Below are 15,424 nucleotides of genomic sequence, written 5' to 3'. Positions count from 1 at the left end.
GCCCTCTTAGCGCGAACCTGACCCCTGCTCCTTTTGTTCCATATCTTTGCCATGTCCGGCAGCAGCCGGATTTGTCACCGCCGCGAGAACTGCTGTCGTAACGGACCGTTTGTCCGGATGTAAACCGCACTCCTTGATTTCCGGATCTTCCCACCACCACCGGCCGGCGCGAACATCTTCGCCGGGCGTAATGGCGCGGGTACAGGGTGCGCAGCCGATGCTCGTGTATCCCTTATCATGCAATGCGTTGTAGGGCACATTGAACTGTTTGAGATAAGCCCACACCTCGGACAGGCTCCAGTCCAGCAGCGGACTGATTTTTTGCAAACCATTGCCGGCATCAAATTCCGATACCGCCAAATCCGTTCTCGTCGGCGCCTGATCGCGGCGCAGGCCGGTGATCCATGCGCGCTTGCCGCTCAGCGCGCGTTTCAGTGGTTCGACCTTGCGAATATGGCAGCATTTTTTACGCAAATCCACGCTGTCATAGAAGCCATTGGGCCCGTTCTGCGCGACATACGCCTCTACCGCGGCGGGCTCGGGAAAATACACTGGCACATGAATGCCGTAACGATCCGCCACCTCCCTCATGAGGCTGTAGGTTTCTTCAGGCAGTCGCCCCGTATCCAGTGTAAATATCGCGATACCGGGATAATGCCGCGCAATGAGATCCATCAACACCATATCCTCTGCGCCAAAGCTGCAGGCGAAGGTGACGGGAGCATAATCTCTCTGCACCGTATCCAGAAGTGTTCGCACTTCAGCAATCTTGTGATCCAGGCTCATATTACCGGCTCAAGAATGGGCATCGAAATTCATCAGACTATGACAGATGACCGGGCTGATTCAGACAATGATGACGACGGCGATTTGATGGAAACCGTCAGCGGCTCCGGTAGCGCACCCGTCAGGTCCAGCTGCCGGTCGAAGTTCAGGCAAAACTCCGCAACCTCCATTGTCCACGCATCTAGGTCGGAAAACCATTCAGTCAGATGAGCATCGTTCAACTCTTCGCCCGGGGTCGCAAAATTCTCCGCGAATCTACCCAATTGCCTGGAGAGATGCGGCTTCGTAGGCAACACACGGCGCAATTCTTCCGCCTGCGCGGCCAAATCGTCGTGCTTCACACCACCGAGCATTTCAGTCACACCCTGACCGATCAAGCGGGCGATCTCCTCCGCACACCCGACCGAATCCGCAAATTTTTGCTGAAACTTGAGCGCATTCCGATAATTCCGTTCATGGGCCGCTTCAAAGAAAATGGTACCGATCTTTATCTGGCTCACCCCTGCGCATTCGCCTCCGCCCAGTTGCAGTACCTTGAAATCGTTATCATTGCCATGATCACGCAAGACCGACGCCAATTCTTCCGGTTTGACCTCAACCAGGTCCGCAAGCAACTCGGTGAAATAGGCTTTATCCATCCGATGCGCCCAGGAAAAGAATGTTTCGCCCGACTCGCGTTCAGTCGCAAAAGCAGACTGCACTCGTTCCACCGCCTCCTCGATCCGGGCCGTGGGTATCGACGGGCCTTTGAACGCCAGCGCCCCGCGAGCCATCGCATTCCCGCCGAAATGCAACTGGTAGTGCGGCACGAGTTTGCCGTGCATGCGCTTGCCTTCGCCGTATATGCCAATATCTCCAGCCTCGGGCTGGGCGCAACCGTTATGGCATCCGGAAACACGAATTTTCAGGTCATGCTTGCCGCCGCTCAGCTTGGGTCCGACGATCGTGCTCGAAGTTATCCCCAAACGGCAGGTCGAGGTGCCGGGACAAGCCACCACATCATCGCCTGCCTCAGGTACTCCCAGACCCAGTTCCGCCAGCGCGGCGCGCAGAGGTTCAATTCCGGCTTCCGGCACGTTCGTAAAAAACATGTTCTGATCCTGAGTGGTGCGAATATCAGGCAAGTCGAAGGTTTCGCAAATATCGGCCAGACCATTCAATTGCGCTACATTCAGGTTACCCATGGGCACGCTGATCGGGAATACGTAATAGCCGGGCTGTTTCTGCGCGAAAATATGACGCGGCGCCCCAAGGCCGGGAACCTCGCTGTCGGCGCCGGCGCTCCATTCGCCTTTTGGATAGTCCAGGGTCGCCAGGGCCGATGTCGTCCGCACCAGTTCTTCACGATATTTCTCGACAAATCCTTCGGGGCCAAATTTGTCCACCAGGAATTTGATCCGCGATTTTGCGCGTTTGGGCCGGTCCGAGTAGCGGTTATGTAACTGAATGACCGCTTCCATCACGGACAGCAGATCTTTTTCTTCGATAAATTCTTCAATGACGATCGCTTCATGCGGCTTGTGCCCGAGACCGCCACCAGCCACGACCTTGAAGCCAAACCGGTCGCCGTTTCGCACTGCGACAACGCCCAGATCGTGCATCATGCCCTGCGCGCAGTCGGACTCACACGCCGATAGACTGATCTTGAATTTACGCGGCATTTGCTGAGTCAGCGGATTTCGCAGAAGATGCTGGACCGTACCCTCCAGATGCTTCGTCACATCGACATGCTCGCGGGGGCATACGCCGGATAGAGGACAGGTCGTGATATTGCGTATGGTGTTGCCACATGCCTCACGGGTCGTCAATCCACCCGCGGCCAGGTGACGGAGCACGTCCGGCGTCTTCTCGAGTGGCACGTAATGCATCTGAATATCCTGGCGCGTGGTGATATGGACGACGTCATGACGGGAATATGTCTCCAGGGCGCTGGCGATCGTCCTCAATTTCAGTGCCGTTACGCGCCCGCCCGGGAGTTTGATGCGCACCATGTTGACACCCTCCTGCCGCTGGCCGTAGATACCCATTTGCAGCCGGCCTGCGGTAAAGCGCGAAACGTCCATGTTCAGGTCTCGATACTCCTGTACCGACTGCGCGTACAAATTTATTTCCTCGTCATTCGCGAGATTATCCAAATAACTCATCTGCATCCTCCACATTTATGACCGTATCAGCTTGATGCCCTAAAGATCCAGGAATGGATCATCCGCTCCCCGGCGACTCGGCGTTCCCACTGGCACTGGTATTGGCACTCGGTCTGACTTCTGGCGAGGTAGTATCCGTAATGCCCGGAAAACCAAAAAATTACCGCTTTCTTTTAACGTCCGGCCCATCAGGCTCCGCGACTCCTGCTCCCGCCCATGACACCCTCACAGTCAAACCCTGCATGGTGCCTCGAAAACGCCATAATAGCAACGAACATATATATCGTGAAAGAATATTATGTTAGATTAACATAACTTAATATTCTTTAGAAAACCGATACCATGAAATTGCAACAATTGCGTTATCTATGTGAAGTCGCCAATCAGGGGCTGAATTTATCCAAAGCGGCAGAAATCCTGCATACGTCCCAGCCGGGAATCAGCAAACAGATTCGCCTTCTGGAAAACGAACTGGGGGTGGACATTTTTGTGCGCAACGGCAAACGAGTGGTCGAAACCACGCCCCCGGGACGGGCTATTCTTGAAATTGCCGAAAGAATGCTGAGAGATGCAAAAAACCTGAAACAGGTTGGCCAGGAATTCGCCAACGAAGCCAGCGGTTCTCTCACTATTGCTACGACCCATACTCAGGCGCGATACGCACTACCCGCCGCAATCAAGCATTTTACCGCACGCTACCCCAATGTGAAATTAGTTTTGCATCAGGGCAATCCGACCCAGATATCGGAGTTGGTCACTTCGGGAGTAGCGGACATCGCTATCGCAACCGAGGCTATCGAACTGTTTGCTGAACTTGTAATGCTCCCGTGCTATCAATGGAACCGTTGCATCGTTGTCCCGCCGAGGCATCCGCTGCTTAAACTCCAGAAACTGACACTGGAGGCGCTCGCCGAATATCCGATCATTACTTACGACTTTGCTTTTACCGGCCGCTCGAAGATCAACCAGGCGTTCGAAGCGAAAGGGCTGACGCCCAACGTGGTGCTTACCGCCATAGACGCGGATGTAATCAAGACCTATGTAGAACTGGGATTAGGGGTCGGCATCCTGGCGCAGATGGCATTTGAGCCCAAACGCGACAGACACCTGCGGTCTATCGACGCAAGCCACCTGTTCGAGCCGAGCACGACCAGAATCGGTATAAGCCGTAATGGTTATCTGCGCGGGTATGTATATGATTTTATCGAAATGTTTGCTCCTCATCTTGACCATGCGGCGGTTACCGCCGCGATGAAAGAACGTTCATGAGAACCAGGCTGGCGGGTGATATGGCAAGTCGGCCCAATTACCATCAAGCGGCGTTTCGATCTGGATAACCGCGGCCAGGGAGCCGTCCTTGATCCGGGAGCCCGGGGGTATAATGGCGATATGTTTTATCGAAAACGCTCATGAACGCGATCAAACTATTACCCGATCTGCTCATCAGCCAGATTGCCGCTGGCGAGGTAGTGGAGCGTCCCGCCTCGGCCCTCAAGGAAATGCTGGAGAATAGTGTTGATGCGGGATCGACCGAAATAGCGGTACAAATTTTGCAGGGCGGAATCAAGCAAATACGTGTAGCGGATAATGGAGCGGGAATTTCCAAAGATGACCTGCCCCTTGCATTTGCCCGCCATGCCACGAGCAAAATCAGCGCGCTGGAAGATTTGCAAAAAGTGGCAAGCCTGGGATTCCGTGGTGAGGCGCTGGCCAGTATTGGGGCAGTTTCGCGGCTGACGCTGGCAAGCCGCACTCCGGAGGGGAAGCATGCCTGGCGGATAGAAGTGGAAGGGAGCCGTCTATCAGGGCCGGAACCCGCGGCACTTGCCAATGGCACCACGGTGGAAATGCATAATCTCTACTTCAACACGCCCGCGCGGCGTAAATTTCTGAAAACCGAAGCTACTGAATTTTCCCATTGCGAAGAAACATTCAAGCGCATTGCGTTGTCACGCGCCGATATCGCTTTCACGCTGCAGCACAACGGCACCGTGCGCAGTCATTTACGTGCGGCAAACGCAAGGCAGCGCATCGCGGCCTTATTGGGCGATGAGTTCGCACAGACCTCGGTATTCGTTGATGAGCAGGCGGTGGATTTACGGCTATGGGGCTCAGCGGCGTTGCCCGCATACTCGCGATCTTCTCGCGATGCACAGTATTTCTTTGTCAACGGCCGCTTCGTGCGCGACAAACTGGTTTCCCATGCACTACGCGAGGCCTATCGCGACATACTTCATCTGGGTCGCCATCCCGCTTTTGTGCTGTTTCTCGAAATGAATGCCGAGGGCGTGGATGTCAATGTGCATCCCACTAAAACCGAGGTGAGATTCCGTGATTCGCGTGCACTGCATCAGTTCATTTTTCATGCGGTCCACAAGGCGCTGGCATCGCCTCAAACTGCGTCAGCGGCTTCAATGGGGACTGAGAGCCGGCAGGAAACCAGCAACTCCTCCACCATGGCTGGTGCGTCGTCAAAGAACACAGATGCGCTTTCTGTCTACTCGCGACAAACCTTCATGCCGCTTGTTCCGCCTCCGTCCCCTTCCCCTTCCCCTTCCCCTGCAGGGGTGGCCCAATCCCAGGCGTTTTATTCGACACTCTTTTGTCCGGATAGCCCCACCCCAAAATCATCGGATATATCAATAACAGCAACAGGGACCGAAAAACAGGATATTCCGCCATTGGGTTTCGCCTTGGGGCAGCTCCTCGGCGTATATATTCTGGCGCAGAATGAACGGGGCCTGCTTATCGTGGATATGCACGCGGCGCATGAGCGGATACTGTATGAAAAGCTCAAATCCGCGCTGGATAACCATACGCTCTCCATGCAGCCCTTGCTGATCCCGGCTATTTTTCAGGCGGACAGCCTGGATATTGCTACAGCGGAAGAAAACGACGGCTTGCTAAACGAACTCGGGTTCGAGATCTCCGCGCTCTCTCCAACGATGTTGGGTGTGCGCTCAGTGCCAGCTACGCTCAAAGATGCGGATGTGGTAAAACTGGCGCGCGATGTATTGAGCGAGATCCGTGAGTATGGCGCCAGCCGGGTATTGACCAGCAGACGCAACGAGCTTCTTTCGACCATGGCCTGCCATGGTGCTGTTCGCGCCAACCGCACGCTCACGGTTCCGGAAATGAATGCGCTCCTACGCGAAATGGAGATAACTGAACGCGCTGGTCAGTGCAATCACGGCAGACCAACATGGTTCGAAATCAGCCTTGCGGATCTTGACAAGATGTTCATGCGGGGCAGATAAGCTGACGCCCTGATCTTGAGCCTGATCTTGAGCCTGATCTTGAGCTTGAGCTTCCGCCTGAGCTTGCGCTTGAGCTTTACCCGTCGACATATTGATCGGCACGCAAGGCCGGTTTTAACGGAAGCGCTTGCAGCGCCTGGAATCTGGTAATGAAAACCAAGCTGCTGGGGAATATTTCCCCCAGGAATTTTCTCCGAGATTACTGGCAGAAAAAGCCCTTGCTCGTACGTGGGGCCCTACCGGGGTTTCAGGGGCTTCTGACTCCCGCGGACCTTATCAGTCTCGCCTGCCGCGACGATGCGCAATCGCGGCTGGTTATGCAAAAGAATGGAAAATGGGAGGTCAGACATGGTCCTTTCACATCTCGCATTTTTTCGCGTCTGCCAAAGAAAAACTGGACACTGCTGGTACAGGATGTCAATCACTTTCTGCCCGAAGCCCGTGAATTGCTGCTGAAATTCAATTTTATCCCGCATGCCCGGCTCGATGATCTGATGGTGAGCTATGCACCCGAAGAAGGAGGGGTGGGGCCACATTTTGATTCATACGATGTGTTTTTACTGCAGGGTATGGGGCGCAGGTATTGGCAAATATCGGCCCAGCAGGATAAGACCCTGGTCAAGGATGGGCCGTTAAAGATCTTGTGTGATTTCAGGCCGGAGCAGGAATGGATGCTGGAACCGGGCGATATGCTGTATCTACCGCCGGGCTACGCACACAACGGTGTGGCGGCAGATCGCTGCATGACCTATTCCATCGGCTTTCGGGCTCCCGCATATCAGGAACTCGCTACTCAGTTTCTCATTTATTTGCAAGACAATAGCATGATCGAAGGCATCTATCACGACCCTGATATCAGCTTTCAATCCCACCCTGGTCGCATTAGTCGTGACATGTTGCGCCAGGCCGGCGCCGCGCTCGATAAAATCAAATGGAACCTTGTGGATATAGAACGTTTTCTGGGAATCTATCTCACTGAGCCTAAATCTCATGTTTTTTTCACACCACCATCACAACCCATGACGCAACAAGCGTTCGCACATCGAATTAGAGACGGAAAACTGCAGCTGGATCTGAAAAGCCGGATGCTATTCAGCGGAAAAAATATTTTTCTGAACGGCGACGCATATACAGTTGGGATCCAGGCACGCCGATTGTTGGGAAAGTTAGCCGATTCCCTTGCATTGCCAGTTGCAGAAGATCTCGATGACGAGTCTCTTACATTGCTTTATCAGTGGTATCTCTATGGCTATGTCGAAATATGAGTATATCGGCGACTGACAGCGGATTTCGTCAGTTTGATCTTTCTCAGTTACAGGATGAGGCGTCAGGATGGTTTTTGCCGCGGCTTTAAATTTTCGTGAGAGGCCTATCACCGGAGACACGATCCGTAGCAAAGAAATGTTCAGCCGCGGTTCTGAATGAGTTGACAGCGGCGGGTTTCAGAAGAATTACTGTTATTAATTTTGCCTGCAGGATACAACGACTAGACAACATTTATTAATTCTGCTATTAAGATAGTGGCTATATAGAATAAGTGGTCTCTCAAAATTTGAATGGCCGAAACGTTTGATAATTACTTGTTGTTCGTTATAAATCTATAAAGGAGATTAAAACAATGAAGTACTCGCTCCTCGCTGCCGCCCTGATAACACTATCATTAACCGCGTGTGACCAAATGAGAGAGAAAAAACCGGGTGAAGGGAAACCGGGGCAATACCCTCCCAGCCTCTGGGAAAAACGTGAAGGACAGCTTAGTGATGCAGATATTGAAGCGGCGCAGAAAGAATCTGAAGCTGCTGGGACGGAGGCAAAGAAAAATGAACCGCCGAAAGAAGAACCCAAGTACTAATGTCAACAAGCACGCTTTAAAAAACGCCGTCCTTCGGGGCGGCTTTTTTTTTCGGATCTTTCCTGAGGAAGCGTTCCACGCATCCTCGATTTGAATGACACAAACGCTTTTGTTACACTATGGAACTTCTCTGAAACGATAGGATGGTTAAAAATGAAATACTCTCTCCTTGCTGTTGCCGTGGCGGCATTGACGCTGACCGCTTGTGAATACAAAAAACATCCTATGGACAAGCCGCCTCCCTCTGCCTCGGTTGAACGTGAATCGGCACCAAATTTTGACGATCTTGATAAACCCGGCGATGAGGCGGGGGGTACTCAAGATGCGGGCGGTACTGAAGCCAAGAAAGAAGCACCCGGTACGTAATTGACAGCGATAGCCGGGTTTTTTTGCTCTTTTTTATTGGCCGATTAAACCCGGCAGATTATCGAACTCAACGACAAGTTTCGCAAATTTCAATTGGTCTGGGTTATTTTTGCTATATAATATGACCCGTCACAACCTATTTCCATTTTATTTAAGGACGCCCCTATAATGAAACTTTCACTCCTTGCCGCCGCTTTGATGGCACTTGCCCTCACGGCATGCGACAGACCAAAACAAGCACTGCCCGAGAATTCGACGACTTACGGAACCAGAACCGAAGAAGGTACAACCCTGGATCAGGAACGTGGTCCCGCTGGTGCAGAAGCACCGGCCACTAAGGCTCCGGACGACAAGGTTTCCGCCGCCCCGGCTGCAGAGGAAGATGAGTATTCCGGGCAAGCTGTTCTTCCTGGACACGCGCTTGATGGCAATGGCAATCCCCTTCCGCCGGGACAAAGCGCCATCCCAGCAGGTCATTAATAAAAAAATAGTACGTGGCAAAAAAAGCCATCCTCAGGGATGGCTTTTTTATTGCTTTAAAGAATGGAATGCAATGACTTCGGCATCAACCTCATTCTCAAGCTTGCAGTTGAACGACGTTGGCGTTTCATTATATAATTAAAACTTTGTTACAAATAACTTAGAGGTAATAGATAATGAAACGCACGCTCCTCGCTGCTATCCTGGCTGCCATAACGATGACTGCCTGTGGTAAGCCGAACCAGGCGCTTCCCGAGCAGGAAAAAGGGAACTTCGCAAAAATTACTTCGCCATCCGGTGCCTCGGATAAGCCTGCTGCCCCATCAGGTGAGACCGACCCCACTGAGGCCAAAGAATAACAAGACGGACGTTCTCAAACCGAATTTCAGTAACAGCCATGGATTTCAGCCGGGAAAGGGCTGAAAATAATCCGGGGAATGCCAAAATAAAAGCCGCCCCTCAGGGCGGCTTTTTTGTGCAGTGTGAATCAGATCAACTGACGCCAGCCGAAACCATCACTCTGGTCGGCAACACCGATCCAGTCTATTTCACAGTTTAACGCACGGCTCAACATAGTCTGAGCAAGCAGCGGAGTATTGTTTTTCTGGCTCAGATGAGCGGCAATTACGTGCTGAAGACGGCTGCAATCGAGACTTGCGAGAAGATTCGCTGAGGCAGAGTTCTCAAGGTGACCAAAACGCCCTCCAACACGTTGTTTGAGGCTGTGGGGATAATTGCTGTTCGCGAGCATCTGCGCATCATGATTGCATTCCAGCACAAGTGCGTGGCAGTGACTCAGGATCGATTCGATGTGGGGTGTCGAACAACCGGTATCGGTCAATACGCCCAGCCGCAACGCGCCATCACCGAATACAAATTGTGCCGGTTCCTGGGCATCATGTGGAACCGGATAAGGCTCGATCTCGATATCTCCAATGGAGAATCGCTGGTAGCCACTTATAATGTTAAGCACGGGTAACAGGTCAAACTTCTTCTCCACGCTGCGCAACGTGCCGTGGGTCAACCATACCGGAGTACCGAATTTGCGCGCGAACCGCGCTACCCCGCAGATATGATCGCTATGCTCGTGAGTCACCACGATTGCGTCGATCATGCCGGGCTCGAGGCCGAGCCGGGAGAGACGAGTAATGGTTTCCTTGAGCGTAAATCCACAATCCAGTAGTAATCGGGTATCCGCCACCTCGACGACAAGACCGTTACCCTGTGAACCGCTACCTAAACAGGCAAAGCGCATGCTTGGTGAAAAAGAGAATTTTTGAGAGGCGCTCTGGAGCGGATGAAGGCATATTCTATCCGATTCTGGCTCAACAGCGCATTGCTCTCTTCCTGAACCCATGCTTTTTTGAATACTGCGTGTCCCGCCTGCTCTACCTTACTCGATCATATGACAAGATATTAACCAGGCAGCCGGGCAACCTGGCTTATACCAGGTCATCTTATCAGTCAAATAGTCTGGCATCCATTACAGGATGAGAGATTGCGCTGGCTTGAGGAACCTGTTTCCATGCAAAAGTAATTCGGAAATTTCATTCGCGGGAAGCGGGCGCGCAAAGTAGTAACCCTGAATTTCGTCACATCCTCGTTCGCGTAGGAAATCGAGTTGTTCCACTGTTTCCACGCCTTCGGCAACCACCCTGACATCAAGACTATGCGCCATTTCGATGATCGCTGTCGTAATTGCAGCGTCTGCGGGATTCGTCGTGATTTCCGCGATGAAAGAACGGTCGATTTTCAACACATCGATTGGAAACCGCTTTACGTAGGCAAGGCTTGAGTAGCCCGTCCCAAAATCATCAATTGAAATTTGAATCCCCAGCACCTTAAGCCTCTGTAGAACACCTGTCGTTTTTTTTGCATGCGTCATCAAAGAACTTTCAGTCAGCTCCAGTTCCAGCAAATCAGAATCGATGCTGTTCTCTCTAAGCGCCCTTTCGGTCTGCAATTCAAATTCGAGCAATTCCGGATGCACATCGTTCTGCCGGGTGGCGCGAATAACGTCCTCGCTTAGTGTACCTTGTGAAAACTGCCTGCCGGATACGTTGACGGACACGGGAATTTCTCCAACCCCCAAAAGCCGCCATTCGGCGATCTGTTTACACGCACTCTCGATAACCCAGGCCCCCACCCGATTGATCAATCCGGTTTGTTCGAGGACCGATATGAATTCCAGGGGAGCGATGGATCCGTGTCCTGGCCGCTCCCATCTTATCAGTGCCTCGACGCCGGTAATCCTGCCGGTCGAGAGATCCACCTTCGGCTGATAATGTAAAACAAACTCATTTCGATCGAGTGCATGCCGCAAGGCATTTTCCTGATTAAGCTTTTCGATCGCTCGCGCGTTCATTTCGGCCGTAAAAAAGCGGTAGGTATCCCTGCCCGCTTCTTTTGACCGATACATGGCTGTGTCGCTATTTTTGGCAAGCGTATCCGCGTCAAGGGAATCTGTCGGATAAACACTGATTCCAATACTCGCGGTTACGATGATTTCATGACCCTGCAAACTGAAAGGCCGGCGTAATGCTTCTCTGATTTTACTTGCAACGACTCCCGCGTTCCCTGAACTGTCAGGGGTTACCAGAATGCACCCGAACTCGTCGCCGCCCACCCGGGCGACCATGTCGGTGACACGTAAACATTCCAGTAAACGAAGGCTGAACTGACGGAGCAGCTCATCCCCGATCGCATGTCCCAGAGTGTCATTTATATTCTTGAAGTTATCGATATCAAGAAATAATACCGAAATGATCCGGTTATTCATTTCTGCTTGCTTGATAAGCTTCCGGAGCGACTCGTCAAACAGATTACGGTTGGGAAGGTTGGTAAGCGCATCATAATGCGCAAGTTGCAGTAGCCGTTGATCAGCTTCTTTGCTATGCGTGATGTCATCCATAATCCCTACAACGCGATGCACCCCCCTCGAATCCTTTATCGGAAAGGTACGCGTACGCACCCAGCGTACCGTATTATCCGAAAGCAGCAATCGGTAATCATGGTCCACGCCTGCGTGCGATAACTCACCTGTTTCACGAATAACACGCTGCACATCTTCAGGGTGAACTGCCTCAAACAATTTTTCCAGTTTGTCGCCACGCGCGACACGCAGGCCAGTCATCTTTTCCCATGCGGCATTAATATAGCGAAACGTGTCCTCATGGATATCCCAAACCCAGAAGACCTGAGGAAGATTACCGGCAAGCTGATCGAACAGCTCTTCCGTTTCGCGCAAAGGAGCAATCCGTTCGCTGAGCTTGGTTTCAAGACCTGCAACAAATTGCTGCAACTCTTTCTGCAGCAACCGGATCTCCAAAACGTCGCTGATATGCGTTAATACCTCGAGCCGATCAAAGGGCTTGGTTATGAAGCCTTTAGCTCCGGCCTGCAACGCACGCTCTTTATGCTCTGGCTGGGCAGTAATCACCAGAACCGGAAGACAGCCGCTGGATTCAATTTGCGGTTGCCCGGTTTTCCGTTCGATTTCCGATTCGATCAACTTGATACCTTCCATTACCTCGAATCCATCCATTTTTGGCATCATCAAATCGAGCAGGATGAGATCGTATCGGTTGGCGCGATGAAGGTCGCAAACCTCAAGCGGATTCACCGTAGAGGTGACCGAAGCGTAGCCAGCGCTGGACAACATGCCGCGGATCAGTTCGACATTACCCTTCCTGTCGTCGACGATTAAAATGCTGGCATTAAAAATATCCGAAGAAGTGGTCATTGAATTCCGGTTGAAAAGCTGATTAAAACTGCCAATAAAAGAGTTAACCCTTTACTGTCCATCCTGTTTGAGATCCCGTTCTCTTCGCTCAAGACCATAGACCAAGCATCTATGATATCTGCATTCTCTGTAGTAAGCCTTATCCGCTCCAGGCAGAAAAATCATATCGATTCCCGTTTCCCCTGGCGGATAAGGTAAAACAATTACCCGAACGCATCATAGTCCTGTTCAGGCGGAGCGACAATTCCTGTTACAACGGCATCTATCATAATCAACACTGAGCCAGAGACCAGCTGTAGAGGATGCTCTTGAAGATAAGCAGAATTCGTGCCAGTATTTAAAGCACTGTTTTTCGGTCATGTAGCGGTTTTTGCGGGCAGACGAGAATATATATTGTAAAATTTGCCGATAAGAAGGCCGGCGTCGGTCGTGTCATATCTACCGGCAATCTTTCAGGTAACCTTCGGTATCCTCAAATAGCCAAGAACCAGGCACAAGAATAATGATAAATGGGAATCTCGCGGCGTGAATATCAGATCTATGCGCGCCGATTATTCAATAATAACGCGTTCGACATTCGGTGGATTGAATAAATCCAGGACTGGGCAATGCTGGACAGCATAATGGCTTTTTTGGCCCATTGGGGAATAACCGCGCTCTCGCTTTGGGTGGCGAGCTTCATTTTTCACGGTATTTCGTTTACCAATAAGAAATCCCTGCTGATATCGGCGCTCCTGCTGGGTTTTGCTAATGCTGTAATCAGGCCGGTCATCATCATACTGACGATTCCGCTGACACTGATCAGTTTTGGGTTCTTTTTACTGGTTATTAATGCCCTGATGCTGCTTCTGGTATCGACGCTCGTTCCGGGATTCAGGATTTCGGGGTTCTGGACCGCATTTTTTGCGAGTATCGTCATAACAATTCTTGGCATATTCGCAGGTATGCTCATATTTCAATCAGAAGAAAATTTGCTCAACACTCCCCCTGCGCACCAAGGTGTAATGGTTTGAATATACGACCATGCTGAATCGAATGGTTCCCGCTTTGGACAAACCGGATTGAAACCATTGCCAACAGCGACATGGATTTGTTTAGCTGGCTATTGAAGCAGCCGCAAGAAGAAGTTCTGGACTTGCTGACGCTTTGTGTTTCCTCGTCGGTCGATACCCTTTCAGACCGAGAAAATGCAATACCGCCCGAAGTTCCGCGCATGATGAACGCGCTTGACACAGATATGACGGATTGTTGGAAGTCGACAGGAGAAAGCTATCTTTCTCATGTAAGCAAAGAGCGGATTTTAGGGGGCCATATCTGAGCCGTTTCCCCTCTGACGCAGGCGCGACTGAGCGGGGTCGTTCTTTGGTGGCGCTTCGCGCCCCCGAACGGAGTTGAGCAACAATATGAATATAACGCGGGAAAACCTTGAGGCATTCGCGGCCCGTTGGGCTGAGGCATGGAATCGTCGTGACATGAGCTCAGTCCTTGAGCACTTCCATGAGGACATTGTCTTCACCAGTCCTACGGCCCTCGCGGTAGTAGGCTCACCGATTATCCGCGGTAAGCAGATGCTCCGCGAGTACTGGACCACCGCACTTGCGGGTAGCACTTCCCTTCGGTTCACGGTGGATTACGTGCTATGGGACCCCGAGCGCCGCGAGTTGGCCATCATCTACACGTCGGACATCGATGGAAGGACTAAGAGGGTTTCCGAGAACCTCAGATTCAATGAGGATGAGCAGGTGGTGGCCGCAGAGGTGTTTCACGGCGTCTTCGGCCTGTCATGAGTACAGGATGCGCTGAGTCTGATCGTATAAGCAACAAAGGGAGAATTTTATTTGTCTTTGTTCGGACCAATCCGGATCGTGGTAATTCTGTCCGTCAGGCTGTCTTGTAGGATTCTCGTATCCATTCCGATCTGGAAGCCGGTCAAGTTCCCGGACGAACTCTAACGCAGCTTCAACGTGGGCACGAACGGCAGGCAAGAAAACCTGTTCTCGAAATATTTTCTCGCATTTCTCGCGTAGCCGATGTGATCATTTCGGCCGTCAATGCGGTTATGATAGAGATTCTCCGACCCGGTCCGGGGATTAATGAGGCCATGAGTTGATACAATAGTCATCCGGTTCCATTTTTCGCAATGTCCAGCAACGCCGACAATTTCTTGGGATCGGGATTTTTCTCGAATGGCAGCACCCCCAGCAACGGGCATTTCAGCCGCTGCTCTAGTGCAAGCACATTCTCTTCGAACGAGGCCATTTGAGGGTCTATGCGATTCGCGACCCATCCCGCGAGCGGCAGGCCAGTTGCCCGCACAGCCTGGGCGGTGAGCAGCGCATCGCTAAGACAACCAAGCTGCATCCCTACCACCACTATAACCGGCAACCCCAAAGCCTGTGCCATGTCAGCGCTGTCCTGACGGTCATTCAACGGTACGAGAAAACCGCCGGCGCCCTCAACAATCACGACATCGGCAATTTTTTGCAATTCCAGATATGCCTGGCGGACGACGTTGATATCGATGTTGATGCCCGCCAGGCTTGCCGCGATATGCGGCGCAATCGGCGGGTTTAGCGCATAAGGATTCACCTGTTCTCGCGGGGCGGCGACTGTGCTTGCCGCTGCGAGCAATTCAACATCCTTCCATTTCCCATTCTCGCGGCCGGCTGCAACCGGCTTCATCCCCACGGTAGTCTTGCCGCGCGCACTAAAGGCATGGAGCAAGGCGCAACTGGCCACGGTCTTGCCCACACCCGTGCCGGTACCGGTGACGAAATAACCTTTCGTCATAAGATGC

15 protein-coding genes are annotated in these 15,424 nt (G+C 52.0%); 10 read left to right on the top strand and 5 right to left on the bottom strand.

Annotated features, from left to right (window positions below):
* Nucleotides 1–6: 6 nt before the first annotated feature.
* Both BMX66_RS00315 and BMX66_RS00310 read right to left on the bottom strand, forming a co-directional pair.
* Complete coding sequence (locus tag BMX66_RS00315) at nt 7–786, bottom strand: phosphoadenylyl-sulfate reductase (protein WP_090877281.1); 780 nt, start codon at nt 784–786, stop codon at nt 7–9.
* A 32-nt stretch (nt 787–818) separates the two neighbouring features.
* The gene (locus BMX66_RS00310) at nt 819–2,930 is read right to left on the bottom strand and encodes a nitrite/sulfite reductase (protein WP_090877279.1); all 2,112 of its coding nucleotides are present in this window, start codon (nt 2,928–2,930) and stop codon (nt 819–821) included.
* Nucleotides 2,931–3,272: 342 nt separating this feature from the next.
* Between BMX66_RS00310 and cysB the strand changes: the two genes are divergently transcribed.
* The 7 genes from cysB to BMX66_RS00275 all read left to right on the top strand — a co-directional run bounded on the left by cysB (nt 3,273) and on the right by BMX66_RS00275 (nt 9,244).
* Complete coding sequence (gene cysB, locus BMX66_RS00305; protein WP_090877277.1) at nt 3,273–4,199, top strand: HTH-type transcriptional regulator CysB; 927 nt, start codon at nt 3,273–3,275, stop codon at nt 4,197–4,199.
* Nucleotides 4,200–4,339: 140 nt separating this feature from the next.
* A complete protein-coding gene (gene mutL, locus BMX66_RS00300) occupies nt 4,340–6,187 on the top strand; it encodes a DNA mismatch repair endonuclease MutL (RefSeq protein WP_090877274.1) in 1,848 nt (615 codons plus the stop codon).
* Between the two features lie 149 nt (nt 6,188–6,336).
* Complete coding sequence (locus BMX66_RS00295; protein WP_090877272.1) at nt 6,337–7,452, top strand: cupin domain-containing protein; 1,116 nt, start codon at nt 6,337–6,339, stop codon at nt 7,450–7,452.
* Between the two features lie 353 nt (nt 7,453–7,805).
* A complete protein-coding gene (locus BMX66_RS00290; RefSeq protein ID WP_090877269.1) occupies nt 7,806–8,039 on the top strand; it encodes a hypothetical protein in 234 nt (77 codons plus the stop codon).
* A 153-nt stretch (nt 8,040–8,192) separates the two neighbouring features.
* Nucleotides 8,193–8,405, top strand: a complete 213-nt coding sequence (locus BMX66_RS00285) for a hypothetical protein (RefSeq protein ID WP_090877267.1) — start codon at nt 8,193–8,195, stop codon at nt 8,403–8,405.
* A 168-nt stretch (nt 8,406–8,573) separates the two neighbouring features.
* Complete coding sequence (locus tag BMX66_RS00280; RefSeq protein WP_090877265.1) at nt 8,574–8,885, top strand: hypothetical protein; 312 nt, start codon at nt 8,574–8,576, stop codon at nt 8,883–8,885.
* A gap of 176 nt (nt 8,886–9,061) precedes the next feature.
* Nucleotides 9,062–9,244, top strand: a complete 183-nt coding sequence (locus BMX66_RS00275; protein WP_090877263.1) for a hypothetical protein — start codon at nt 9,062–9,064, stop codon at nt 9,242–9,244.
* A 128-nt stretch (nt 9,245–9,372) separates the two neighbouring features.
* On the opposite strand, the gene BMX66_RS00270 is transcribed toward BMX66_RS00275, so the two are convergent.
* Nucleotides 9,373–10,140, bottom strand: coding sequence for an MBL fold metallo-hydrolase (locus BMX66_RS00270; RefSeq protein WP_090877262.1), 768 nt, complete (start codon nt 10,138–10,140; stop codon nt 9,373–9,375).
* A gap of 228 nt (nt 10,141–10,368) precedes the next feature.
* On the bottom strand, nt 10,369–12,627 hold the full coding sequence (locus BMX66_RS00260) for a GGDEF/EAL domain-containing response regulator (protein WP_090877258.1): 2,259 nt from the start codon (nt 12,625–12,627) through the stop codon (nt 10,369–10,371).
* Nucleotides 12,628–13,235: 608 nt separating this feature from the next.
* Between BMX66_RS00260 and BMX66_RS00255 the strand changes: the two genes are divergently transcribed.
* The 3 genes from BMX66_RS00255 to BMX66_RS00245 all read left to right on the top strand — a co-directional run bounded on the left by BMX66_RS00255 (nt 13,236) and on the right by BMX66_RS00245 (nt 14,414).
* Nucleotides 13,236–13,640, top strand: a complete 405-nt coding sequence (locus BMX66_RS00255) for a phage holin family protein (protein ID WP_090877256.1) — start codon at nt 13,236–13,238, stop codon at nt 13,638–13,640.
* Between the two features lie 71 nt (nt 13,641–13,711).
* A complete protein-coding gene (locus tag BMX66_RS00250; RefSeq protein WP_090877254.1) occupies nt 13,712–13,945 on the top strand; it encodes a hypothetical protein in 234 nt (77 codons plus the stop codon).
* Between the two features lie 85 nt (nt 13,946–14,030).
* Nucleotides 14,031–14,414, top strand: a complete 384-nt coding sequence (locus BMX66_RS00245; protein ID WP_090877252.1) for a nuclear transport factor 2 family protein — start codon at nt 14,031–14,033, stop codon at nt 14,412–14,414.
* A 331-nt stretch (nt 14,415–14,745) separates the two neighbouring features.
* Here the strand turns inward: BMX66_RS00245 and bioD are convergent, their stop codons facing one another.
* Nucleotides 14,746–15,417, bottom strand: coding sequence for a dethiobiotin synthase (bioD, locus tag BMX66_RS00240; protein WP_090877250.1), 672 nt, complete (start codon nt 15,415–15,417; stop codon nt 14,746–14,748).
* Nucleotides 15,418–15,424 lie beyond the last annotated feature (7 nt).

Origin of the sequence: Nitrosovibrio sp. Nv6 (assembly GCF_900110495.1) — a bacterium.
Lineage (GTDB): Bacteria > Pseudomonadota > Gammaproteobacteria > Burkholderiales > Nitrosomonadaceae > Nitrosospira.
This window is presented reverse-complemented; position numbering and strand designations above follow the sequence as displayed.